The 21994-nt window shown below is 63.0% G+C and carries 23 protein-coding genes; 9 read left to right on the top strand and 14 right to left on the bottom strand.

The genetic code is table 11. From position 1 onward, the window contains the following. Window positions 1-52: 52 nt before the first annotated feature. The gene (locus tag M1L53_RS11220; protein ID WP_003940617.1) at window positions 53-1210 is read left to right on the top strand and encodes an acyl-CoA dehydrogenase family protein; all 1158 of its coding nucleotides are present in this window, start codon (window positions 53-55) and stop codon (window positions 1208-1210) included. Between the two features lie 66 nt (window positions 1211-1276). Here the strand turns inward: M1L53_RS11220 and M1L53_RS11215 are convergent, their stop codons facing one another. From M1L53_RS11215 to M1L53_RS11205, 3 genes are read right to left on the bottom strand one after another with little or no spacing between them, the layout of a single operon-like run. Then, on the bottom strand, window positions 1277-2497 hold the full coding sequence (locus tag M1L53_RS11215; protein WP_054188392.1) for a CoA transferase: 1221 nt from the start codon (window positions 2495-2497) through the stop codon (window positions 1277-1279). Window positions 2498-2528: 31 nt separating this feature from the next. Next, window positions 2529-3527 carry a MaoC family dehydratase gene (locus tag M1L53_RS11210; protein ID WP_054188391.1) on the bottom strand — a complete coding sequence of 333 codons (999 nt, stop codon included), beginning with the start codon at window positions 3525-3527 and terminating at the stop codon, window positions 2529-2531. Further along, the gene (locus M1L53_RS11205) at window positions 3524-4399 is read right to left on the bottom strand and encodes a CoA ester lyase (protein WP_054188390.1); all 876 of its coding nucleotides are present in this window, start codon (window positions 4397-4399) and stop codon (window positions 3524-3526) included. Before M1L53_RS11205 ends, M1L53_RS11210 begins: the two co-directional genes overlap by 4 nt. Before the next feature lie 200 nt (window positions 4400-4599). On the opposite strand from M1L53_RS11205, the gene M1L53_RS11200 reads away from it, so the two are divergent. The 5 genes from M1L53_RS11200 to M1L53_RS11180 are packed head-to-tail and all read left to right on the top strand — an operon-like array spanning window position 4600 to window position 8713. After that, window positions 4600-5751 carry an acyl-CoA dehydrogenase family protein gene (locus M1L53_RS11200; protein ID WP_003940468.1) on the top strand — a complete coding sequence of 384 codons (1152 nt, stop codon included), beginning with the start codon at window positions 4600-4602 and terminating at the stop codon, window positions 5749-5751. Between the two features lie 31 nt (window positions 5752-5782). Beyond that, window positions 5783-6529, top strand: a complete 747-nt coding sequence (locus M1L53_RS11195) for a GntR family transcriptional regulator (protein WP_003940169.1) — start codon at window positions 5783-5785, stop codon at window positions 6527-6529. Between the two features lie 44 nt (window positions 6530-6573). Continuing rightward, the gene (locus tag M1L53_RS11190) at window positions 6574-7026 is read left to right on the top strand and encodes a MaoC family dehydratase (RefSeq protein WP_003940415.1); all 453 of its coding nucleotides are present in this window, start codon (window positions 6574-6576) and stop codon (window positions 7024-7026) included. Between the two features lie 40 nt (window positions 7027-7066). Beyond that, window positions 7067-8263, top strand: coding sequence for an acetyl-CoA C-acetyltransferase (locus M1L53_RS11185; RefSeq protein ID WP_050654613.1), 1197 nt, complete (start codon window positions 7067-7069; stop codon window positions 8261-8263). A 60-nt stretch (window positions 8264-8323) separates the two neighbouring features. Further along, window positions 8324-8713: a metalloregulator ArsR/SmtB family transcription factor gene (locus tag M1L53_RS11180; protein ID WP_003940184.1), complete on the top strand. Its 390-nt coding sequence runs from the start codon at window positions 8324-8326 to the stop codon at window positions 8711-8713. A gap of 7 nt (window positions 8714-8720) precedes the next feature. Here the strand turns inward: M1L53_RS11180 and M1L53_RS11175 are convergent, their stop codons facing one another. The 3 genes from M1L53_RS11175 to M1L53_RS11165 all read right to left on the bottom strand — a co-directional run bounded on the left by M1L53_RS11175 (window position 8721) and on the right by M1L53_RS11165 (window position 10951). Continuing rightward, on the bottom strand, window positions 8721-9218 hold the full coding sequence (locus tag M1L53_RS11175) for a hypothetical protein (protein WP_003940625.1): 498 nt from the start codon (window positions 9216-9218) through the stop codon (window positions 8721-8723). A 111-nt stretch (window positions 9219-9329) separates the two neighbouring features. Beyond that, window positions 9330-9980 carry a pyridoxamine 5'-phosphate oxidase family protein gene (locus M1L53_RS11170; RefSeq protein WP_003940212.1) on the bottom strand — a complete coding sequence of 217 codons (651 nt, stop codon included), beginning with the start codon at window positions 9978-9980 and terminating at the stop codon, window positions 9330-9332. A 17-nt stretch (window positions 9981-9997) separates the two neighbouring features. After that, window positions 9998-10951, bottom strand: coding sequence for a DNA-3-methyladenine glycosylase (locus M1L53_RS11165; RefSeq protein WP_030537185.1), 954 nt, complete (start codon window positions 10949-10951; stop codon window positions 9998-10000). Between the two features lie 45 nt (window positions 10952-10996). Between M1L53_RS11165 and M1L53_RS11160 the strand changes: the two genes are divergently transcribed. Beyond that, entirely contained in the window at window positions 10997-11548 is a 552-nt protein-coding gene (locus tag M1L53_RS11160; protein WP_054188389.1) for a ribonuclease H, read from the top strand. 5 nt (window positions 11549-11553) lie between these two features. On the opposite strand, the gene M1L53_RS11155 is transcribed toward M1L53_RS11160, so the two are convergent. From M1L53_RS11155 to M1L53_RS11145, 3 genes are all read right to left on the bottom strand, one after another. Next, the gene (locus M1L53_RS11155) at window positions 11554-12552 is read right to left on the bottom strand and encodes an MDR family oxidoreductase (protein WP_261949222.1); all 999 of its coding nucleotides are present in this window, start codon (window positions 12550-12552) and stop codon (window positions 11554-11556) included. 80 nt (window positions 12553-12632) lie between these two features. After that, on the bottom strand, window positions 12633-13766 hold the full coding sequence (locus tag M1L53_RS11150) for a 12-oxophytodienoate reductase (RefSeq protein ID WP_050654615.1): 1134 nt from the start codon (window positions 13764-13766) through the stop codon (window positions 12633-12635). Between the two features lie 4 nt (window positions 13767-13770). Beyond that, window positions 13771-14298, bottom strand: coding sequence for a nuclear transport factor 2 family protein (locus tag M1L53_RS11145; RefSeq protein WP_054188388.1), 528 nt, complete (start codon window positions 14296-14298; stop codon window positions 13771-13773). Between the two features lie 125 nt (window positions 14299-14423). Here M1L53_RS11145 and M1L53_RS11140 point away from each other — a divergent pair, with 125 nt between their 5' ends. Continuing rightward, on the top strand, window positions 14424-15329 hold the full coding sequence (locus tag M1L53_RS11140; protein WP_003940342.1) for an amidohydrolase family protein: 906 nt from the start codon (window positions 14424-14426) through the stop codon (window positions 15327-15329). Between the two features lie 21 nt (window positions 15330-15350). Here M1L53_RS11140 and M1L53_RS11135 read toward each other — a convergent pair whose 3' ends face one another. After that, entirely contained in the window at window positions 15351-16094 is a 744-nt protein-coding gene (locus M1L53_RS11135) for an SDR family NAD(P)-dependent oxidoreductase (protein WP_054188387.1), read from the bottom strand. A 27-nt stretch (window positions 16095-16121) separates the two neighbouring features. Then, window positions 16122-17060 carry a 3-oxoacyl-ACP reductase gene (locus tag M1L53_RS11130; protein WP_007729451.1) on the bottom strand — a complete coding sequence of 313 codons (939 nt, stop codon included), beginning with the start codon at window positions 17058-17060 and terminating at the stop codon, window positions 16122-16124. Window positions 17061-17429: 369 nt separating this feature from the next. Between M1L53_RS11130 and M1L53_RS11125 the strand changes: the two genes are divergently transcribed. After that, window positions 17430-19025, top strand: a complete 1596-nt coding sequence (locus tag M1L53_RS11125; protein WP_054188386.1) for an acyl-CoA synthetase — start codon at window positions 17430-17432, stop codon at window positions 19023-19025. Between the two features lie 56 nt (window positions 19026-19081). Here M1L53_RS11125 and M1L53_RS11120 read toward each other — a convergent pair whose 3' ends face one another. The 3 genes from M1L53_RS11120 to M1L53_RS11110 all read right to left on the bottom strand — a co-directional run bounded on the left by M1L53_RS11120 (window position 19082) and on the right by M1L53_RS11110 (window position 21858). Then, a complete protein-coding gene (locus M1L53_RS11120) occupies window positions 19082-20329 on the bottom strand; it encodes an Nramp family divalent metal transporter (protein ID WP_020909201.1) in 1248 nt (415 codons plus the stop codon). A gap of 129 nt (window positions 20330-20458) precedes the next feature. After that, complete coding sequence (locus M1L53_RS11115; RefSeq protein WP_003939809.1) at window positions 20459-20950, bottom strand: nuclear transport factor 2 family protein; 492 nt, start codon at window positions 20948-20950, stop codon at window positions 20459-20461. A 32-nt stretch (window positions 20951-20982) separates the two neighbouring features. Continuing rightward, window positions 20983-21858, bottom strand: a complete 876-nt coding sequence (locus tag M1L53_RS11110; protein WP_003940045.1) for a TIGR03619 family F420-dependent LLM class oxidoreductase — start codon at window positions 21856-21858, stop codon at window positions 20983-20985. Window positions 21859-21994: the final 136 nt, after the last annotated feature.

The following is a 21994-nucleotide window of genomic DNA, read 5'->3' as shown; positions in this document are numbered from 1 at the left end:
GGCAAGGTGAGATCAGGATCACCCTGTCCCCTTGACCGACTGGAGTTCATACATGCAGCGCACCGTGTTCAACGAGGATCACGAGGCATTCCGGGCAACCGTTCGCGATTTCATCGCGAAGGAAGTAACCCCGGTCCACGAGAAGTGGGAAGAGGACGGTCACCCGCCCCGTGACTTCTACCGACGACTCGGAGAGCTGGGCGTACTCGGAATTCAGGTGCCGGAAGAATACGGCGGAGGCGGCGAGAAGTCGCTCAAGTTCAACGTCGTCGTCGCCGAGGAAGTTGCTGCCGCCGGGGCGTCATTCGGCTCGCAGTCGGTGCATACGAACCTGATCCTGCCCTACCTGCTCGAGTACGCGAACGAAGAACAGAAGAGCCGCTGGTTGCCGGGCTTCGCTTCCGGAGATCTGATGTTCGCGATTGCGATGACCGAACCGGGAACAGGATCGGATCTGGCGAACATCGCGACCACGGCCAAGCTGTCGGAGGACGGTACGCACTACGTGGTCAATGGTTCCAAGACGTTCATCACCGGTGGAGTACTTGCCGACCGCGTCCTGGTGGTGTGCCGTACCGCGCCCAGCACAGCGGAGAACCGGCGCACGGGGTTGTCGATTCTGGTGATCGATACGTCGTCGCCCGGATACTCGGTGGGGCGCAAGATCAACAAGATCGGGCTCAAGACCTCCGACACTGCGGAGCTTTCGTTTGTCGACGTCAAGGTGCCCGTCGAGGACCGACTCGGAGAAGAGGGCGACGGCTTCAGCTATCTGACCCACAACCTGGCTCAGGAGCGGTTGACCATCGCGTTCGGAGCGGCCGCCACTGCCAGTGCAGCGCTTCGCTTTGCCATCGACTACGTCAAGGACCGCAAGGTGTTCGGCAAGCCGGTCGCGGCCTTCCAGAACACCAAATTCGTTCTGGCCGAATGCGCTACCGAGGTTGATGCCATCCAGCTGGTGTCCGACAACGCACTCGAATGTCATGACCGCGGCACTCTGACGATTCCCGACGCAGCGAAGGCGAAACTGTTCTGCACCGAGGCGGCAGGTCGAGTGATCGACAAGTGCCTCCAATTGCACGGCGGGTACGGCTACATCACCGAGTATCCCATCGCGCGTCTTTACGCAGACACGCGTGTCACACGAATCTACGGTGGCACAAGTGAAGTCATGAAGACCATCATCGCGAAGGATCTTGGTCTCTGACGCACTCTCGACATGTTGTCGGCCTCGGAACAAGTGTTCCGAGGCCGAAAACATCTTCCGGGTAGGTCAGTTCGCCGGAACCCCGACCACGCCGTCCGCGATCAGCGTCGAGGCGTGATCGGCGTTGGTTCCGAGGATGTCGGCGAGCACCGCGATCGAATCGCCGCCGACCTCGGAGGCGGGTCCGGTACCCAGGTGTGCGCCGTCGAACGAGGCAGGATTGGCGGCAGCCAGGTAGCTTCCGATTCGAGGTTGATCGAGTGCGGAGAACATCGGGTTGTTCTCCAGTTCGCCAGATTTCACCACTTCCTCGAAACTGCGGTACCTCTCGAACAGAACCGACGATGTGTCCAGCGCTGCAGCGATCTCGGCGCCGCTGTGTTCCCGGAACCAATGTGAGAACAGAGCAGTGAGTACCTCTCGATGACGGTAGCGATCCGCTTCGGTGGAGAAGTCGGCTCCGAGCGCAGCTTCGACAGCGTCGACAGCCGCCGTGGTGCCGGTGACCGACGCAAGGTCGCGGAAATGGCGGGTAGTGAGTGCAACGATCATGAACCGTTCGTTGTCGCTGGAGACGAAATCGATTCCGTACGTGCCGTAGACGGCGTTTCCGCCGGACTCGCGACTGCGACCGTTCACTTGTACCTCGGTGAGGTAACCGAGGGTTCCCGCGGTGGCCAATGCGACGTCTTCGAGTGGGAGCGTGATCCGAGATCCATGTCCGGTCGAGTCACGTTGGCGCACTGCGGCAGTGATCGACAGGGCGGCGTAGAGCCCGCATGCGACGTCCCAGGCGGGCAGTGCGTGGTTGACAACTCCGGCGTAGTCGGCGGGGCCGGTGATCTGTGGAAATCCCAAGGCGGCGTTGACCGTGTAGTCGACTCCGGGGCTGCCGTCGCGGCGTCCGAGGATCTCGAGGGTGATGACGTCGCTACGCAACTGGGCCAGGGAGTCGTGGCTCATCCACTTACGGCCGCCGGCGTTGGTGACCAGGATTCCGCCGCCAGGTCCCGGCGCCGTGACCAGTTGGCGTATCAGTTCTTGGCCGCGTTCGGCGCGCATGTCCACTGACAGTGACCGTTTGCCTTTGTTGAGTCCGGTCCAGTAGATGCTCTCGCCCTTGTCTGTGACGGGCCAGCGGTTGTAATCGGAGGCACCTCCGATCGGGTCGATCCGGATCACCTCGGCGCCGAGTTGGGAGAGCGTCAGTCCGCACAGCGGCGCGGCGACAAAGCTCGAGACCTCGACGATGCGAAGCCCGGACAGCGGGCCTGGGCTCTGAGTCATGTGTGGTCCTCCGTGATAGAAGAGTGTGTGCTCATGCCATCAACACGGTGAAACGCCAGTCGAGAACCGGAGTTTGTGTTGCAGAAGCATTGTGGGAGAACACGAGCGAACGCAGTTGCACTGCGGTTCCGTGTTCGAGGGGCGACGAGTTTTCGACGTGCAGTTCGCTCGTGAGGGTATCGCCCTCGTGAACGGGTCCGGTGTGATCGCACGAGTGCCACCCGAGAACCGTCACCACGTTGGGCAGAGCGCGAGTCGCCTGGGCGAGTGCGATCCCGATGGTGTGGCCGCCGTAGACGAGGCGACCGTGGGCGCCGACGCGATCGTCATGGTGCGTCGCTGCGATGTTCAAGCTCAGCCGGGCAAGTTCGGGTGCGCTGGAGACGACGTCGCCGCTGCTGTGGAAGACGGAGCCCACCAAATCGGAATCGAAGTGCCTGCCGGGTACCCGCTCTCGATACGTGTCGAGGTCCCAACCGTCAGGTGATACGTACGGAGCCGGTTCGGACGGACCGATCGCCCCGAGGTCGTCGGCGTGGCGAGTTCTCGTCTCGATCGGGTCGGGGCTCAGGGGGAGCATGGCGCAGCGGTAGAAGTCGAGGACCGTGTTGCCGTTCTGATCAGCAGACGTCATCCGTAGCGCGGCAAGTCCGGTGGCGCCGCGTCCCGGCTTGGCCGAGTTCTCGCGTAGACCGACAACCTCGGTGCGCGTGTACAGAGTGTCGCCGAGTACCGGGAAACGGTGGAATCGCAGTCCACGGTAGAAGAGGTTCGCCTTGACGTGGTGTGTGACCACGGTTGACTGGCCGATGGCGATGTCGGTGACCAGTCCTGGATTCGCCACTGGTGCAACGGAACCCGTGACGCTCGACGACAAGTGTGCGTCGAGAGGCAAGCGCATGCGGTCACCGAGGATCGCCTGATGGGAGGCGGCGAGTCCACTGGTCAACGTCACCGCGGGGGCTTCGTCGAAGATCTGACCATGGGTGAGCTCGTCGAAGTACGGGCCTCCCACGTAGTGCTCGCTCATACGGTGACTCCTTCGGCTCGGGCAAGCGTACGACGCGCTGCCACGGCCACAGCTTCGTCGAGCATCTGGCCGTCGAGTTGGGCGGCACCCGAACCCAGGGTTTCGGCTTCTTCGAGTGCGGTCAGTACCCGTCGGGCGTCATTGACGGCGTCGTCCGAAGGAGTGAATGCGGTAGTGGCCGAGTCGATCTGCGCCGGGTGGATGACCCATTTGCCGTCGAACCCGAGAGCGCTGGTCCAGTGCGCGGCGCGGCGGAAAGCGTCGTCGTCGGTGATGCCGAGAAAGGGCCCGTCGATGGCTGCGACGCCGGCTGCGCGGCAGGCGATCAGGATTCTGTCCTGGACGGCAAGCCAGTGTTCAGGCAGTGCCGAGCGTGAACGGCCGAGCGCTGCACCGAGATCGGCGTATCCGATGATCACGGCTTGGAGACGAGGAGTCGCGCGGGCGATGGAGTCGGCATTCTGGACGCCGAGCGGAGTTTCGATCAGGGCTTGCAGGGTGGTGTGGTGCCCACCGGCAGTGAAGAGGATGTGCTCGGCCTCGAGTAGTTCGTCGGCGGACTCGACCTTCGGGACGATCACGCTCGTCAGCGATTCTCCGAGGGCGCCGCAGGCGATCAGGTCGTCGCGGGCCCATGGTGTGGTCAGGCCGTTGATTCGGACCGAGATGGTGCGCGCCCTACCGAACTCGTGCACCAAGGTGCTCACGAGGGTTCGCGCCAGGTCCTTGTTCGCCGAAGTGACGGCATCTTCGAGGTCGAGAATCACCTCGTCTGCGTTCGAGAAGAGTGCTTTGCGTGCCTTGCGCTCGTCTGAACCCGGCGCGACCAGGGACGCGCGACGTCTGGTGGCGCGGTAGTGGTTCTCGTCCATAGTGTGTCGATTACCTCGATCTGGAAATCAAATGTACGGCCAGTTGTGAAGTGGATGAGCTGCCGTGAACGGCGTTGATGTGCACGGAACTGCCTCGATGCTGGCAGTTGCTGCGTATCGATGTCAAGGCGCGGTATTGACATTGCGCGAACAATATCGAAATATGGCCGTACAAACTTATTTCAAGTCGAGGCGGATTCATGCTCAAGCTCAACGACGAAGAGACATTCCTGATCGAAACCGTGCGCCGGTTCGTCGACCGAGAGGTCAAGCCCACGGTCCAGGAGGTGGAGCACGCGAACGAGTATCCCGAGAAGTGGATCGATCAGATGAAGCAGATCGGGATCTACGGGCTCGCGATTCCCGAGGAGTACGGCGGATCGCCGGTGTCCATGCCCTGTTATGCGCAGGTGACGCAAGAACTGTCGCGCGGATGGATGTCCCTGGCGGGAGCGATGGGCGGGCACACTGTGGTCGCCAAGCTCATCTCGCTGTTCGGTACCGAAGAACAGAAGGTGAAGTACCTGCCGCGAATGGCAACCGGCGAGATCCGGGCAACGATGGCCCTCACCGAGCCCGGCGGAGGTTCCGATCTGCAGGCCATGACAACCAACGCCAAGAGCGACGGCACAGATCTGGTCGTCAACGGCGCCAAGACATGGATCACCAATGCCCGCCGATCCGGCGTGATCGCCTTGCTGTGCAAGACCGATCCAAGCGCAAGCCCTCGTCATGCGGGCATCTCGATCGTTCTCGTCGAGCACGGCGAAGGGCTGACCGTCTCCCGCGACCTCCCGAAGCTCGGATACAAGGGCGTCGAGAGTTGTGAACTGTCCTTCGACAATTACCGCATCTCCGAGTCGGCCATTCTGGGCGGTACTCCCGGAAAGGGTTTCGGGCAGATGATGAAGGGGCTCGAGACCGGCCGTATACAGGTGGCTTGCCGCGCACTGGGCGTCGCCACGGCCGCACTCGAGGATTCACTTGCCTACGCGCAGCAGCGCGAGAGCTTCGGCCAGCCGATCTGGAAGCACCAGTCGATCGGCAATTACCTCGCCGACATGGCAACGAAGCTGACGGCCGCACGGCAGCTGACGTGGCACGCGGCGCAGATGTACGACAGCGGCGAGCGGTGCGACATGGAGGCAGGCATGGCCAAGCTGTACGCCTCCGAGGTGGCGATGGAAATCGCTTTGTCCGCCGTCCGCATCCACGGCGGTTACGGCTACTCGACGGAGTACGACGTCGAGCGGTATTTCCGTGATGCACCACTGATGATCGTCGGGGAGGGAACCAACGAAATTCAGCGCAACGTGATCGTTTCGCAGCTGGTTGCCCGCGGCGGTCTGTGACGGACCGGTGAGCAAGTAGGATCATGTCGCTATGAGCGGTAAGGAAAGAGAGACGGAGCCGGCGTACCAACGCCTCTCTCGTGAGCTTCGTCAGCAGATCTCTGCCGGTACCTACCGCGACGGCATTCAACTGCCCACCGAATCCGAACTGGCGCAGCATCACGGCGTGAGTCGGCAGACGGTCCGCCGAGCCTTTCACGATCTGGTTGCCGAGGGCATCGTGTACCGAGTACCCGGGCGCGGAACGTTCGTGACCGAGAACAGCGGCCGCTATCTCCGTCATCTCGGATCCATCGAAGATCTCATGAACCTTTCGCGGGACACGACGATGGAAGTTGTGTCACCGCTGCAACGGCGCGTGGACATCGAGGCGGCCAGTCGGCTTCGGCTCGACACCGACGTCGTGTACACCGTGGTCTTCCGGCGGATACACGAGGGAGTTCCGTTCGTGCAGACGACGGCGCATCTGCCGGAGGCGATCGCGCGGCAGATCATCGACCTGCCCGCCATGGCGGCCGGTGCGGTGAGCGCCAATACGGTGATCGGCTTGCTGGAACCGCTGATCGACAGTCCGATTGTCGAAGCAGCACAATCGATCACGGTGTCCCCGGCCACGGCGGACGTTGCCAGGGACGTCGATTGCGAAATCGGCCACGCCATGTTGCGGGTGGACCGTTTGTACTCCAACGCGCAGGGCGTTGCCAACGAGTTGTCGGTGAGCTATTTCTTGCCGGAGCAGTACACGTATCGGGTCACGCTGCGCCGCGGCGCACATTAGCGCTGCACTTTTCTTTGCTGTTCAACACCTTTCAGGAGAGAACTATGCGAATTTTCAACGGAATCGACGAAGTGGAGACGGCTGTCGGTGAGCACTTGGGCTACAGCGCGTGGTTCCCGGTCACACAGGACCGGATCGACAAGTTCGCCGACGCCACCGAGGATCACCAGTGGATTCACGTGGATCCCGAGCGCGCAGCGCAGGGTCCGTACGGCGGCACCATCGCCCACGGCTATCTGACTCTTTCGTTGTTGCCGGTGCTCGGCGCTCAGGTGATGCGTGTCGACGGAATCTCCATGACCGTGAACTACGGAAGCAACAAGGTGCGATTCCCCGAACCGGTCAAGGTCGGTTCTTCGGTGCGGGCAGGTGCGGAGATTCTTTCCTTCGAGCGCACCGCGAAGGGCGCGACGATAGTCGTGCGGTACACGATCGAAATCGAAGGAGCGGGTAAACCTGCGCTGGTGGCGGATACCGTGCGCCTGTTGGTCTCCTGAATCCTTTTCCATTCTTCCAGAACGAGATTCGAGGTCAGTTGTGAAACGAGCAGCATTGGTGGCGCCGGTCAGAACCGCGGTGGGCCGTTTCGGAGGGGCACTTCGTGACGTGCCTGCGGAAAGTTTGGCTGCCACTGTCGTCAAGGAGACCGTGCGTCGTAGCGGAATCGATCCGTCCCGCATCGACGACGTCGCGATGGGGCAGTCGTATGCCAATTCGGAGGCACCGTGCATCGGAAGGTGGGCGGCGCTCGAGGCCGGGTTGCCGATTTCGGTAGCCGGCTTCCAGACGGATCGCCGATGTGGAACGGGTCTGCAGGCCATCGTTACCGCGGCCATGATGGTCCAGACGGGTGCGGCCGACGTGGTTCTCGCGGGTGGCGTCGAATCGATGAGCGGGATCGAGCACTACACCACCGGAGCGCGGTGGGGCACCAGATCCGGTGGGCTGCAACTGTTCGACCGCCTCGATCGTGGCCGCGAGCGCTCGCAACCCGAGTGGCGATTCGGTCGGATCAGCGGAATGATCGAAACGGCCGAGAACGTCGCGACACGCTGCGGGATCACGCGGGAAGAGTCGGACACCTTCGCCGTCGACAGCCACCGAAAGGCAACACTGGCAAGAGAATCCGGCCGCTTCGATGCCGAAATCGTCGCCGTCGAACTGACGGATCGAAAAGGGAACGTCACACAGTTTCGTGCTGACGAGGGGATTCGTCCGGATACCTCACTCGAAACCTTGGCACGGCTGCGTGCGGTGACCGAGGGAGGCGTCGTGACCGCCGGTAACGCCAGCCAGCAGAACGACGCTGCGGCAGCGATGTTGGTTGTCGCCGAGGATCGTCTGGACGAGCTGGGGCTGGAACCCATCGGGTTCCTCGACAGTTGGGCCGCGGCCGGTTGTGAACCGGCGCTGATGGGCCTCGGGCCGGTTGCCGCCGTCTCGAAACTGTTTGCTCGCACCGGGGCACGCTTTGCCGATTTCGATCTGGTCGAGCTGAACGAGGCGTTTGCGTGCCAGGTTCTCGGCGTCGTGAAGGAATGGGGATTCGAGGACCTCGATCGCCTGAACGTCAACGGTTCCGGCATCTCGCTCGGGCACCCCGTGGGAGCGACGGGTGCGCGTATGGCAACAACCGCGCTTCACGAACTCGGCCGACGCGGCGGCGGAAAAGCGCTGTTGACCATGTGTATCGGCGGTGGCCAGGGTATGGCGGCCGTGGTGGAGTCTGCCTGACGAGGTTCGCTTCTGGGTACACTTGCGGCGGGGGATCGGAAGTTCTACGGAGGCAGTCGGTTGACGAATGCAGGCGCAGCAGACACCAGTGGCGCGCTGAGCGTCGAGGATGTTCGTCGCGCCAGGGCCGCACTCGAGGGTTTGGACGTCACCAGTTGGTCCGGTCGCTTCGAGCTTCTCTCCGACACCAATCGTCTGCGTCTGTTGCTCTGCCTTCATCACGCACCGGGTATCTGCGTCACGGATTTGTCCGTGGCGCTGGGGATGAGCGGCACAGCCGTCTCACATGCGCTGCGGCTACTGCGTAGCCAGGGGTGGGTGAGCGCGACCCGCGACGGCCGATCGATGCGATACCAACTGGCGGACGACACCGTTCACCAGCTGCTGCATTCGATCGGCGCCACACATTTTCACGACGAGACACCCACCCCCGGGCACACGCACAGCTGAGCGCTACTCAAGGAGTCGCGAAGAACTTCTCGACGGCCGGCGCAGCGTTCGGGTTTCCGTTGGTGATTCCTGCGCCGACTCCGGCAACCGTGCCGATGACTCCACCGACGATGCAGCCGGCGATGAAGTTCGGGAAGATCGACAGGCAGCCGATTCCGACGCCGAGGTTAGCTCCGATCAGGGTCGATTGCAGACCACCGTTGTTCCAGCCGATATTGACCTCGTTGGCCATCGTGTCGAACGCGGCCTGCTTCGGATCGTTACCGGGGAAGAGCATCAACGCCGCCTGGCTGTTCGACTCTGCGGTCGGTGTCAGTAGGGGTTGGGACGGATCGAAGCCCGCATTCGGGGGCGCTGCGACCGCGGTGCCGGCTCCAGCGCCGACTGCGGCGACGACGAGAACGGACATGGTGAGAGTTCGGGACAGTTTCATGGGGACGGCCAATCTGTCTGTGTGGAACCAGTCGTGAATGGTGGCGGTGCAGTTCGTTAACCAGAACTCCACCGTCTGGATCGATCGTGCGGACCTCCTCGGGCACAACGGGACCCGTCGTCTCCGCGCGACGGGCCGTGTTTGGTGGCTACCCGACTCCGAGTGCCCTGAAACCGCCTAGTCTCATTCGTTTTTCGACAACCGCGCACGCAATTCTTCGACCTCGGCAGTAAGCCGATCTACCTCGGCTTGCAGGGGTTGGCGTGCCAGAGCGAGGGATTCGTCCATGCGCTCCTTGTCGAAGCGTGGCGTGATGTTTCGACTGCAGTTCCAGTCGAACGCTTCGACGTCGATGACGATGGAACGCTGGGCTTTTGCCGTCATGGTGCCGCCGGGGACTTGCAAGAGCTGTTGCAGTAGTGCAGGGTCCTCGTCCGCTTCGATCACCTGCGCGCGCCCGTAGATCTTCAATCTCGTTCGCGTCGGGTAATCGATGACGAACAGCGAGATGCGATTGTTCTCTTCCAGATTGCCGAGCGTCACGAATTGCTGATTGCCGGGGAGATCGGCGAATCCGATTCGATTCGGGCCCAACACATGCAGGAATCCGCGCGGGCCGCCGCGATGTTGGACGTACGGCCAACCGTCGGGCGTCACCGTGGACATGAAGAAGGAATCCACGGATTTCACGAATCCCTGCGCGCGGAAATCGAATTCCATCGGGCCTTCGTCGGGCTGATCGAGTTTCGAACCGTACACGGTGAAACTTCCGGTCGACCGCTGACGCTCCACCGCAGCGGGGGAGAAGGCGATGTGTGCGTATCGGGTCGACATTTTCCAACTCCTGATGCTCAGTGCCAACGGTGGTCGGCAACGGCAGTTCGCGGACCGAACTTGGGTTTGACGGCTTGCCCGCTGACCTGCAGGAGCCTCACGGCGCGGTATCGATGCGGTTGAAGGGGAGCGAGGTACTGCACCATCTCGGCGTCGTCGATCGGTTCACCCAGCAGTGACCACCCGACGACGGCAGCGAGGTGGTAGTCGCCGACCGAGAGTGCATCGGAATCGCCGAATGCACGCTGAGCCACTTCGGCGGCAGTCCAGATCCCGACGCCGGGTACCGCTCGCAACCGTTTGGTCGCCTCGGTCCTGGGGAACGTGGATGCCTGCTCGAGGCGGTCGGCGACGCGAGCGCACTGAACGATCGTCTTGGACCTCGCGGGATCGACGTTCGCGCGATGGAATTCCCATGACGGCATTCGACGCCATTGGTCCGCGGTGAGTGGAACCCGCATTCCGTCGGGCGCGGGGCCGGGTGGGCGCTCCCCGAACTTGGTCAGCAGGCGGCGCCACGCGGCGAATGCGTCGATGCCGTGGACTCGTTGCTCGAGGATCGCGGGAACGAGAGCTTCCATGACGCGGCCGGTGCGGCCGATGCGCAGATGAGGGAAGCGTCGATGAGCTTCGGCGAGCTTGGGATGTTCGGGGGCAAAATCTTCGGCTTCGTCGTCGAGACCGAGCAGCGCTTCGGCGCCGGTCAGGAATTCCGTGGCGCCGGGACCCCAGGCCTGTACCCGGACCGTATGGCGATCCGACTGGGTGATGCGGTAGGTCACAGGACCCGAAAGTTGGCGGGAAACTCGCCAGATCGCTCCGTCGGCTGACCGTCGATGTGCGGGGTCGCCGGGTCCGCGCTGATGCGGGCTGAGCGTCAGCGCGGCATCGAGTGGTCGCTGAGAAGTCACCGTGACTTCGTCGACCGGAGATAGCGGCGTCATCGAGGTCAGCGTATCGCCACCGTCCATCCTCCGTTAAGGCGTGTGTCGGTGGCGCAACGTATTGTCCGAGCCATGATCATCGTGAGCACCGACGGATCCTGTCTGCGAAACCCCGGTGGGGCTATCGGCTGGGCGTGGGTCAATCACGAGGGTCCGAGCATGTCCGGCGGAGAAGCGTCCGGCACCAACCAGATTGCAGAGTTGCGTGCTCTGTTCGAAGCCGTCGTCGCCCATCCCGGTGCTGATCCTCTACTCATCGAATCCGACTCGCAGTACGCCATCAAGTGCGCTTCCGAATGGTTGCCCAGTTGGAAGCGCAAGGGCTGGAAGACCGCGAGCGGCGGGGCGGTCAAGAACCTCGAACTGGTGCAGAGTATCGATCGAGCCATCACCGATCGAGTCGGTCCGGTGCGCTTTCGCTGGGTGCGCGGGCACGTCGGCAACCACTACAACGAAATGGCAGACAAGCTGGCCGGCGAAGCCGCACGCGCCATCGTCTCGGGGGACATCGCATCGGTCCCGCTTGCTGCCCCGGTGAAGAAGGAACCGACCGCCGTGAACTCTCCTTACAAGGAGAAGTCCACGACGGTCGAAGAACCGGCAGATCTGTTCACACTTTTCTGAGCGGTTCAGAATCCGTCGGCAACCTGAACCAGCGCCCGGCCGGTGTACTTGCCTTCGCGGACCTGATCGATCACCGAGACGACGTCGCTGACGGCAACGAGGTTCGTGATCTCCTTCAGATGACGTGGGGCCAAGTCGGAGCCCAGACGGGCCCACAGCGCGCGACGGGGTTCGATCGGCATCAATACCGAGTCCATGCCCAGCAGTGAGACTCCGCGGAGAATGAACGGCAGCACGGTCGTAGGCAGCGCGGCGCCGCCGGTCAATCCGCTGGCGGCCACAACACCGCCGTAGTTGATCGTGCTCAGAACGTGAGCGAGGGTCTTTCCACCGACGCAGTCGACGGCCGCCGCCCACTGAGATTTTCCGAGCGGGCGAGGCTTGGCGTCGGGATCTTCGGGGAGCCGGCCGATCACCGAAGACGCACCGAGTGACGTCAGAAGGTCTGCCGCGCCTGGCTTACCGCTGGAGGCGACCACGTCGAAGCCTGCGCTTGCCAGAAGGTCGACGCTGACGGTGCCGACTCCGCCGCTCGCACCCGTCACCAGGACGGGACCGTCGGCGGGCTTCACTCCGCTGGCCAGAATGGCTTGGACACTCATGGCCGCGGTGAATCCTGCCGTGCCGATCGCGGCAGCGTCGGCGGTGGAAATGCCGTCGAGCTTCACGACCCACTCGGCAGGCAAACGGGCGATCTCGGCGTAGCCGCCGTTGCGGGCGGTCCCGATCTCGTAGCCATGTGCGACGACCTTGTCTCCCGGGGCGAATGCGTCGGACTCGGAGGCGATGACCTCGCCGGCGACGTCGATGCCGGGGACGATCGGGTACTCGCGAACTACCCCGCCTTTCGGCGTGACCGCGAGCGCGTCCTTGTAGTTGACGCTCGAATACTCGACGCGAATGGTGACCTCACCTGCCGGGAGGAAGGATTCGTCGACGGTTTCGGGGGCGAAGTCGATGGTGCCGTCGCTGTCGCGGGCGACCCAGGCGTTGAAAGTAGTCATGGGTCGAACATAAAGGCCTTCGGCCCTGTGCGCCTTTTTGGTAGTGCGAACTACCAGAAAGGCGCACAGGGGCGGAGCCCCTAGATCAAGCTGCCCTCATGCACCGCTCGATCGAACGCCGGTAGCGGGCCACCGGCGCGCAGGGTAGTTGCCAATGCAGGATCGGCGAGATGGAGACGGCCGATCGCGATCAGATCGAACTCTCCGCTGCCGATGCGCTCCTCGAGCTGTGGGATGTTGTCGACTACAGGTGCGACGCCTTCGATGCGGCTGTCCCGCAGCGACTTTCCGATACCGACGCTGCCGACGGCCATCGTGACGGCGCCGGTCAGCTTCTTCGCCCAACCCGCCAACGAGAGATCGCTGCCTTCGAAGGCCGGCACGTCGAAACGCCTGATGCTGGCGTCGAGAACGTCGACTCCGGCGTCGACCAGCGCGCCCAGGATGACGCCCAACTCTTCGGGGGTTTCGGCGATCTTCGCGGTGAAATCTTGCTGCTTGTGCTGTGAGAAACGGTAGATGATCGGCAGATCCGGTCCGATGGCCGCGCGGATCGCGGCGACGACGGCGGCCGGGAACCTGGTACGACGCTCCAGGTCGCCTCCCCACGCGTCGTCGCGCTGGTTGGTGCCCTCCCAGAAGAAGGAATCGAGGAGATAGCCGTGACCGCCGTGGATCGCGATGCCGTCGAAGCCGAGTTCGACGGCGTGCTTCGCGCTACGGACGTACGCGTCGATGACGTCCTGGATGTCCTGCTCGGTCATCGCTTCGGTGCTGGCCTGTGCGCGTTCGACGTAGGCAGCGGAGTACGAGGTGACGCCGAGCGGGCCCCACTCGCCTGAGGGGCGCATCGGCTTGAGTGAGGGGTCCATCTGCGTCATCGCGCCCCACAAAGGTCCGACGTGCCAGAGCTGAGGCACGATCTTGCCGCCCGCAGCGTGCACATCGTCGACTACCTTCCGCCATCCGGCCTGAGCAGCGGGAGTGTGGAGGTTGGGGACGTTGGCGTGGTCGACAGCAGTCTCGTGATCGATCGCGACGCCTTCGGTGACGATCAGTCCGGTGCCGCCCTCAGCTCGTCGGCGGTAGTACTCGGCGACGTCCCGGCCAGGCACGCCCTCGATGGAGTACGTGCGCGTCATCGGCGACATGACTATGCGGTTGGACAGTTCGAGCGAACGGATGCGGAGCGGTTGGAACAGCGGGTTGGTCACTTCGTCACAGCGCTTTCATGAATCGGAAGAATCCGGGGTCCTGGTCGACACGGAGCCGGGTGAGGGTTCGGTAGCTGATCAGCCACTTGCCGTCTTCTTTGCGGTATTTCTCGTGGTAGTGGCCGTAGCCGTGTAGGTGCAGTTCTTTTTCGCCGTCGTTCCACCACAGCATGTCCTCCATCGCCCAGATGCCGGTTGCGGTGGAGGGCGAGGTCAGCACGATTTCGGGAGTGTGTGCGTGGTGCGCCGTGGTGAGGGGGATGTCGCCGTCGAGCATGTTCCGAATTGCCGCGGTGAGTTTGTCGATGCCCACTACCTGGTTCGAGGTGTCGCCGGTCTTGGGTTGCTTGTCTGTCGGGAGTCCGCCCCACGTCTCGCTGACGACGTCTGCGGTGTGCAGGGTTGGGTAGACGTGCCACTGCTTGGTGTCCATGCAGCGTAGGCGCGCGGCGAACACACGCTTGATTTCCTCGATTGCGAGCAGTTCCTCGACGGCACTGATCGACCCCACTTCGGACTCGGCCTGAGACATTCAACCTCCAACGGTGATCGGCAAGATGGGTTCACATTCGGGTGCTCCGGGCGGGCCGTCAACGACCTGTCCCGGTGAGCGCGACGGCACTCGGTATGGTCGAGCGAACGAAAGGGGTGTCAGACGTGTGTACCGAAGAGGTCCCATCGACTGGACCGGAGGAGATCGCCGAGGTTCGGGCTTTTTGGCGCGAGTTGGGTGTTCCTGGCGTGATCGACGTCCATACCCATTTCATGCCGAAGAGCGTCATGGACAAGGTGTGGGGCTACTTCGATTCGGCGGGACCGATGATCGGTCGACCTTGGCCGATCGCGTACCGACTTGCCGAGGAGGAGCGGGTACACCGTCTCCGCGAGTTCGGTGTCCGGGCTTTCACGTCGATGATATACCCGCACAAGCACGCGATGGCCGAGTGGCTCAATCAGTGGGCCGTCGAATTTGCCGCGCAAACGCCCGATTGCCTGCACACGGCCACGTTCTATCCCGAGGAGTCGGCGGCGTCGTACGTCGGCAAGGCATTGGAGTCGGGCGCGCGAATCTTCAAGTCCCACATTCAGGTCGGAAACTACGATCCGAACGACCCTCTGCTCGACAAGGTCTGGGGGCAACTCGAGGACTCCGAGACGCCCATCGTGATCCACTGTGGTTCGGGACCGGCGCCGGGGGAGTACACGGGACCTGATCGCATTGCTTCGCTGCTCGCACGGTACCCGCGCCTGTCGTTGATCGTCGCCCACATGGGGATGCCCGAGTACAGCGAATTCCTCGATCTGGCAGAGGCTTACGGCAACGTCCGCCTGGATACGACCATGGCGTTCACCGATTTCACGGAAGAGCAGTGTGCCTTCCCGAAGGCGGACGTTTCACGGCTCGTCGACATGCAGGACCGGATTCTGTTCGGTAGCGACTTCCCGAACATTCCGTACCCGTATCTCACGGCTTTGCAAGCGGTTACGCGTTTCGATCTCGGAGACGAATGGTTGCGAGCCGTCGTGCACGACAACGCTGCGAAACTCTTCTCGGTGAGCTGAGCCCACCGAGAAGTATTTCGCTCAGCGCAATTTGATGCTGCCGCCGTCGGCCATCAACGTCTGTCCGGTCATGTACTTGGAATCCTCGCTCGCCAGGAATACCACGACGGGAGCGATGTCGGTTTCGGGATCACCGATGCGTCCGAGAGGTACCTTGGCAACCGATGCGGCTGCGCGCTCGGGGAAGGCTTCCTGCCACTTGACGACGCCTTCGGTGGCGGCGAACGGGCAGACCACGTTGACCCGAATGCCTTCCGGCGCCCACTCGTTGGCGACGACGCGCGTCAGGCCTCGCACAGCTTCCTTGGCCGCAGCGTAGGACGTCTGGGTGGGCATTCCGTCCAAACCTGAACCCGATGCGAAGTTGACGACCGAACCCTTGGTCTTCGCGAGTTCGTCGTGGCACGCCTGCATGAGGTGGACAACGGGGTAGAAACCGGTGTTGAAGGACAGGTCGAACATGTCCTGCGTGGTTTCGAGCAACGGAGCCTGACGGGACGCGTGAGCGTTGTTCACCAGGATGTCGAGCTTGCCGAAAGCCTCGAGTGCGGCGTCACGGATCTGCTCGGCCGAACCGGCGGCAGCAAGGTCGACGTTCAGGAACTTGCCGGAGCCGGCCAGTTCTTGTTCGAGGGCCTGGCCCTGCTCGTCGTTGATATCGACGAACAGGACCATCGCGCCTTCACGGGCGAAGACTCGGGTGATAGCGCGACCGATTCCACCGGCGCCGCCGGTGACGATCGCTACCTTGCCGTTCAACCTCATGAAAACGCTCCTCTTCGTAAGTGCTGCTCAAACTGTTGCGGTCTCGTCGACTGCAAGTGCAATCTTTTCGAGGCCGGCGATGCTGTAGGCGGCGTAGGTCTCGTACGGCCCACGGCCGGAGAAGTAAGACGAGAGCTGGCCACCGAGCTCTTCGACGGTGAACGCGGATCCGGCTGCGTCGAAACGGTTCTCGACCTTGGGTGCTTCCATCAACGCCACCATCTTGCCGTAGACGACGAAGACCTGTCCGTTGATCTCGTCGGAATCGGGGGATGCGAGGTAGCTGACCAGGGTCGCGACGCGCTCGGGTGCAAGCGGATCGAGGCCGACGACGCCGGTGTTGTTCTCGCCGAAGGCTTCTGCCGTCATGGCGGTGCGCGCGCGGGGGCAGATCGCGTTGGTGCGGACGCCGTAGCGGGAAAGACCTGCTGCGCTCGAGAGCGTCAGAGCGGTGATGCCGGCCTTGGCTGCCGAGTAGTTGGGCTGTCCGGCGCTGCCGAAGAGGAAGGCCTCGGAAGAGGTGTTGATGATGCGGCCGTAGACCGGTGCGTCGGCTGCCTTGCTGGCTGCGCGCCAGTGGACTGCGGCTGCGTGCGAGGTGGCGGCGTGGCCCTTGAGGTGCACACGGATGACGTCGTCCCAATCGGATTCGGTCAGGTTGAAGATCATCTTGTCGCGCAGGATGCCTGCATTGTTGACGAGGATGTCGAAGGATCCGAAGTTCTTGACAGCCTCTTCGATGATGCGCCCGCCGAGCGACCAGTCGGAGACGTCGCCGGTGATGGCGAGTGCCTGTCCACCTGCGGCCTTGATCTCGTCGACCACGTCGTTGGCCGCTGCACCCATGTCGTTGACGATGACGGCTGCACCGGCAGCCGCGAGTCCGAGTGCTTCGGCGCGACCCAGGCCGGCGCCGGCGCCGGTGACGGCGGCAACTTTGCCTTCCAAGCTCAGTGATTGCGTCATGTCGTGCTCCTTCGATCCGGTCTGGCGGGTAGGTATAGCAAAATTAGTATTCATTCTAATTTGAAGTCGAGAGTTCGGTAGTCGTTCCGAAAAAATCATTCGAGCGAAATCAGAATTAGTTCTAGTTTTGAACAGAAGTTTGGCCGACTGAGGAGGAGTCTCACTCAGCGGGAGCGGTGATCTGGGTCACGAGCGCTGCATGCCACCTTGGGGCGACGCGGCGATCCCACCGCGTACGCGTTTGCGTCACCACCGATCCGCTCAGTTCTCGGCCGCATTCGTCGGCTCCAGGGTCGGATAGTTCCCACCGAAAACGCAGTACGGTCGGCCCCGAATTCACCGGGCCGGACATCAAGGAAGGCACCAGCAGTGTCACTGAATTTGGCAGATCTGTACGAGGGCATCTCGGATCTGATTCCGGACCGCACGGCGCTCGTGTGCGATGGTCGTCGTCGCACCTACGTCGAGCTGGACGAGGGCTCGAATCGCATCGCCCGCCACCTGGCGAGCGTCGGTGTCGGGCCCGGCGATCACGTTGCTCTGCACATGCGCAACAGCATCGAGTTCGTCGAGAGTTTGCTCGGCTGCCTCAAGATTCGTGCGGTCCCGATCAACGTCAACTATCGCTACGTCGACGCCGAACTGACCTATCTGTACAACGATTCGCAGTCGGTGGCACTGATCGTGGACGAGGAGTTCGTTTCCGTCGTGGAGACGGTTCTCCCGGCCGCGCCCGGCATCAAGCACGTCGTTGTCGTCGGCGAGTCAGCCGTCCGCGATATCGAAGGCGTCGACGTCGTTCGATTTGCCGACGCTGCCGCGGAGCAGGCCGCCACTCGTGACTTCGCGCCCCGCAGCAACGACGACCTCTTCGTCATCTACACCGGCGGCACGACAGGGATGCCCAAGGGCGTCATGTGGCGTCATGAAGACTTCTACTTCGCGGCGCTCACCGGCGGAAATCCGTTCGGTCCGCCGCACACGACCGCTGAGGCTCTGTTCGCCGCGGTGCCGAACGTCCCCGCGATGAACATGCTCAGTACCGCACCCCTGATGCACGGTGCGGCGTCGTACTCGCTGTTCACCGGATTCTTCATGGGCGCCAACGCAATTCTCATGGCGCGGTTCGACGCGAAGACGACGCTCCAGCTCGCCGGAAGTGAGAAGGCCGTCTCCATCACCGTCGTCGGAGACGCGATGGCACGTCCGCTCGCAGACGAATTGGCAGCAAACGCAGCAGATTACGACCTCAGCACGGTCGGAATGGTCTCGTCCGGCGGAGCCTTGTTCTCGCTCTCACTGCGGGAGCAGCTCAAGTCGATGCTTCCGAACCTGGTGATCCGCGACGGATTCGGCTCCTCGGAGTCGGGCGTCGACGGCAATCTGGAGATCGGCGAAGACGGCCTGATGCGCATCGCCGCTCGCGACGAGACCCGCGTCGTGGACGAAAGGATGCGGCCGCTGGAGCCGGGATCGCCCGAGACCGGCTACATCGCTCGCAGCGGTCACGTGCCGGTCGGCTACTTCAATGATCCGGTCAAGACCGCGGCTACGTTCCCGGTGATCGACGGGGTGCGGATGTCGGTGCTCGGCGACGTCGGACGCGTGGAAGCCGACGGCTCGATCGTCTTGCTGGGACGTGGTTCTCAGTGCATCAACACCGGCGGGGAGAAGGTGTATCCGGAAGAGGTCGAGCAGGCGCTCAAGAGTCACCCGGCGGTGCTCGACGCTTTGGTCGCGGGAATTCCGGATGCGAAGTTCGGTGAGCGCGTCGCTGCGGTCATCACGACCCGCGAAGGCTTCGACGTCCCGGACGCTGCCGAGATCGGTGAGCATTGCGCGTCGCAGGTCGCTCGGTACAAAGTGCCGCGCACCGTCATGAACGTTCCGTCGATCAGGCGTTCTCCCAGCGGAAAGGCCGACTATCGCTGGGCCAAGGCCACTCTCGCCGAGCAAGTCTCCTAGTCCGGCCGGAGCCGTCCAGCGCGTTTGTGAGGGACGCGTTGGGTGGCTCCGGTGCTCTAGCCTGTCACCGTCAGAACCAGCAGAGCGACGTTGAGTGCAACGATCAAGCCCGCCGCAATCCACGCCGCGACGGTCGTGAGCGGGGCATTGCGCGCGTCGCCCATGAGTTCGGGGTCCGAGGTCATTCGCACCAGCGGGATGATCGCGAAGGGGATGCACAGGCTCAAGACCACTTGGCTGAGCACGAGCGCCAGCGTCGGGTCGACGCCGAGTCCGAGCACGATCAGTGCCGGGATGAGCGTGACGATCCGGCGTGTGATCACCGGAATCCGAATGGCCAGAAGACCATGCATGATCTCGGCGCCGGCCGCGCATCCCACGGAGGTCGACGCGAGTCCGGAGGCGAGGAGGCCGATCGCGAACACCACGGCTACGCCCGGGCCGAGCGAATTCTCGATCGCGGCATGCGCGCCGTCGATGGTGTCGGTGCCGGGTACTCCGCGCAGCGCCGAAGCGGCCAGCAGCAGCATGCCGATGTTCACGCCACCGGCGATGATCAACGCGACAACGACATCCCAACGGGTGACTTTGAGTAATCGCTGCAACCGTGGGCCGGGTTTGATGTGGCCGTGGCGATCACGTGCCAATGCGGAGTGAAGGTAGATCGCGTGCGGCATGACCGTTGCTCCGAGCATGCTGGCGGCGAGCAGTACGGTCTCGGTTCCTTCGAAGCGGGGGACCAGTCCGGCGACGGCCTCGCTGCCGGAGACGTCGGTGAAGGCGAGCCCGGTCAGGAAGCCGATGGTGATGATGGCCAGCAATCCCATGACCACGAACTCGAAAGTGCGCTGTCCGCGCCGACTTTGGATCGTCAGGATGACCATCGACACGCATCCGGTGATCAGTCCGCCGAGGAAGAGCGGGATGTTGAAGAGCAGGTTGAGTGCGATGGCGCCGCCGATGACTTCGGCGACGTCGGTCGCGATCGCCATCATCTCGGCCTGGAGCCAGAACGCGCGGCGGTTGTTCTTACGCAGGCGCTGACCCAGCATTTCGGGCAGGGATCTGCCGGAGACGAGACCGAGTTTCGCGGACAGATACTGCACGAGGACGGCCATCGCGTTGGCGAGTACGAGTACCCAGATGAGGAGGTAGCCGTACTTGGCGCCGGCGGTGAGGTTGGCGGCGACGTTGCCCGGATCGACGTACGCGATTGCCGCGACGAACGCCGGACCGAGCAGGGCGATGGATCTCCCCGTGGGTCGTCGGCGCGGAGTCGTCGGCTCTTGCGTACTGGTGCTCATCGGTCTCCTGGTCACACATACTCGGACCTGTTGGTTCGAATAAGTGAACTATAGAGTTCGGGGAGCCGAACTTTCAACAGCTGTGCGCGGTTACCGACCGCAGAGGGTCCCTAACCGCGCACAGGCCGGTTAGGCCGTCACGCCGGCAGCCAGGAGAGCGCGAGCCTCGGGTCGGCCGTCGAGGAGGGCGTTGGTACGCAGTTCGACCTTCCACTCGCCGTCCGTCTTGATCAGTTCCCAACGGTTTGCGGTGATGCGGAGGACCTTGAATCCCGTCGGGTTCTCGGGATCTTTGATGACCAACTGCGAATGGCAGGTCGCGACGGCCTTGTTGCCGTCGATGCGGATGTGGGCGGGTGTCATCATGTGGGCCGCGCCGTTCATGATCCAGTTCTGGTGTGAGGCGCTGTGAACCATCGCGCGCAGTTCGCCGCGGCCGTGCATCGCACCTGTATCGACGTCGTAGACGCCGTCCTCGAGCCACAGGTTCGCGACCTCGTCGGCTGATCCGCTGTCGACGGCAGGGCTGTATGTGGTCAGCAGTTCGGTGATCGCGAGCTTGTCCTCGAGCAATTCCACTCGGGCGAGCAGGGATTCGATCAGGGCGGTCGAGTCGGTCATCGGTACGTCCTTTGCATTGAATTGTCGGGGAATCAGGAAGTGGTGAAAGAAAAGCCCTCGGCGAGGGCGATTCGGTGAAGTTCTTCGAGTTGTTCGCAGTAGTGCTCGACGCTTCGAGCGCCGACCGAGCAGCTGGCGATGGTCGCCCCGGCGTCACGGACGCGAGTCAAGGCGCGAAGGGTGGATTCGCGATTGCCGAGAGGATCGAGCGGCGCACCGGCGGGAAGCACCACGTCGAATCCGTCGGGGAGCGTCGTGGCATCGAGCATTTCCTTCAGTTCGGAGAATCGCAGCCCGAACGGCACCCACCCGTCGCCGTGTGTGGTGGCCCGGCGCAGCGATCTCTTGGTCCGGCCGCCGATCCACAGCGGCACCCGTTTCTGGACGGCGTGGGGTTCGACGACAAATCCGGAGTAGTCGTAGAACTCGCCGTGATACTCCGGAGTCGGCGTCGACAGTGATGCCCGAAGTGCGGCCAAGGCATCGTCAGCGCGCGCTCCTCGGTCGGCAAATGGAGCATTTATGAGATCGAATTCTTGTTTCAGAGTCCCCACCCCGAGGCCGAGTATCAGGCGTCCATTGCTGACGCGATCAAGCGTTCCGTAACGCTTGGCGATCTCGAGGGGGTGGTGGTAGCCCAACACCAGCACCTGGGTCGCCAGCAGGATTCGTGATGTACGCGCGGCGAGAAAACCAAGGGTGGCGAGCGGATCCCAGTAGGTTCCGCCGCGCTCGGCGGCAATCTCCTCGGGGACCGCCACGTGTTCACTGCAGGTCAGATGATGGAAACCGAGTCGATCCGCCGTGGCGGCCACTGTGGCGATCTCGCCGATGTCAGCACTTGCCTCCCACTCCGAGCGCGTGCTCGGGTGCTGAATCAGGACCGGCGTGACGATTCCCAGGTGCATCGGGCGTTTATAGCGTCCCCACTCGCCCAGCGGCAGGTGAATTACCGCTGATCGGGATCGAAAAGATCGATTCACTTTCCAGAAACTGTGACCTGGGTTATAGTCGGTAGAATCAATTCCAGTTTTCGGGAGGCGT

The organism is Rhodococcus sp. T9N (assembly GCF_024436645.1).
GTDB classification, from domain to species: domain Bacteria; phylum Actinomycetota; class Actinomycetes; order Mycobacteriales; family Mycobacteriaceae; genus Rhodococcus_F; species Rhodococcus_F qingshengii.
Note: the sequence above shows the minus strand (reverse complement) of the source record. Positions and strands in the feature narration are given on the sequence as shown.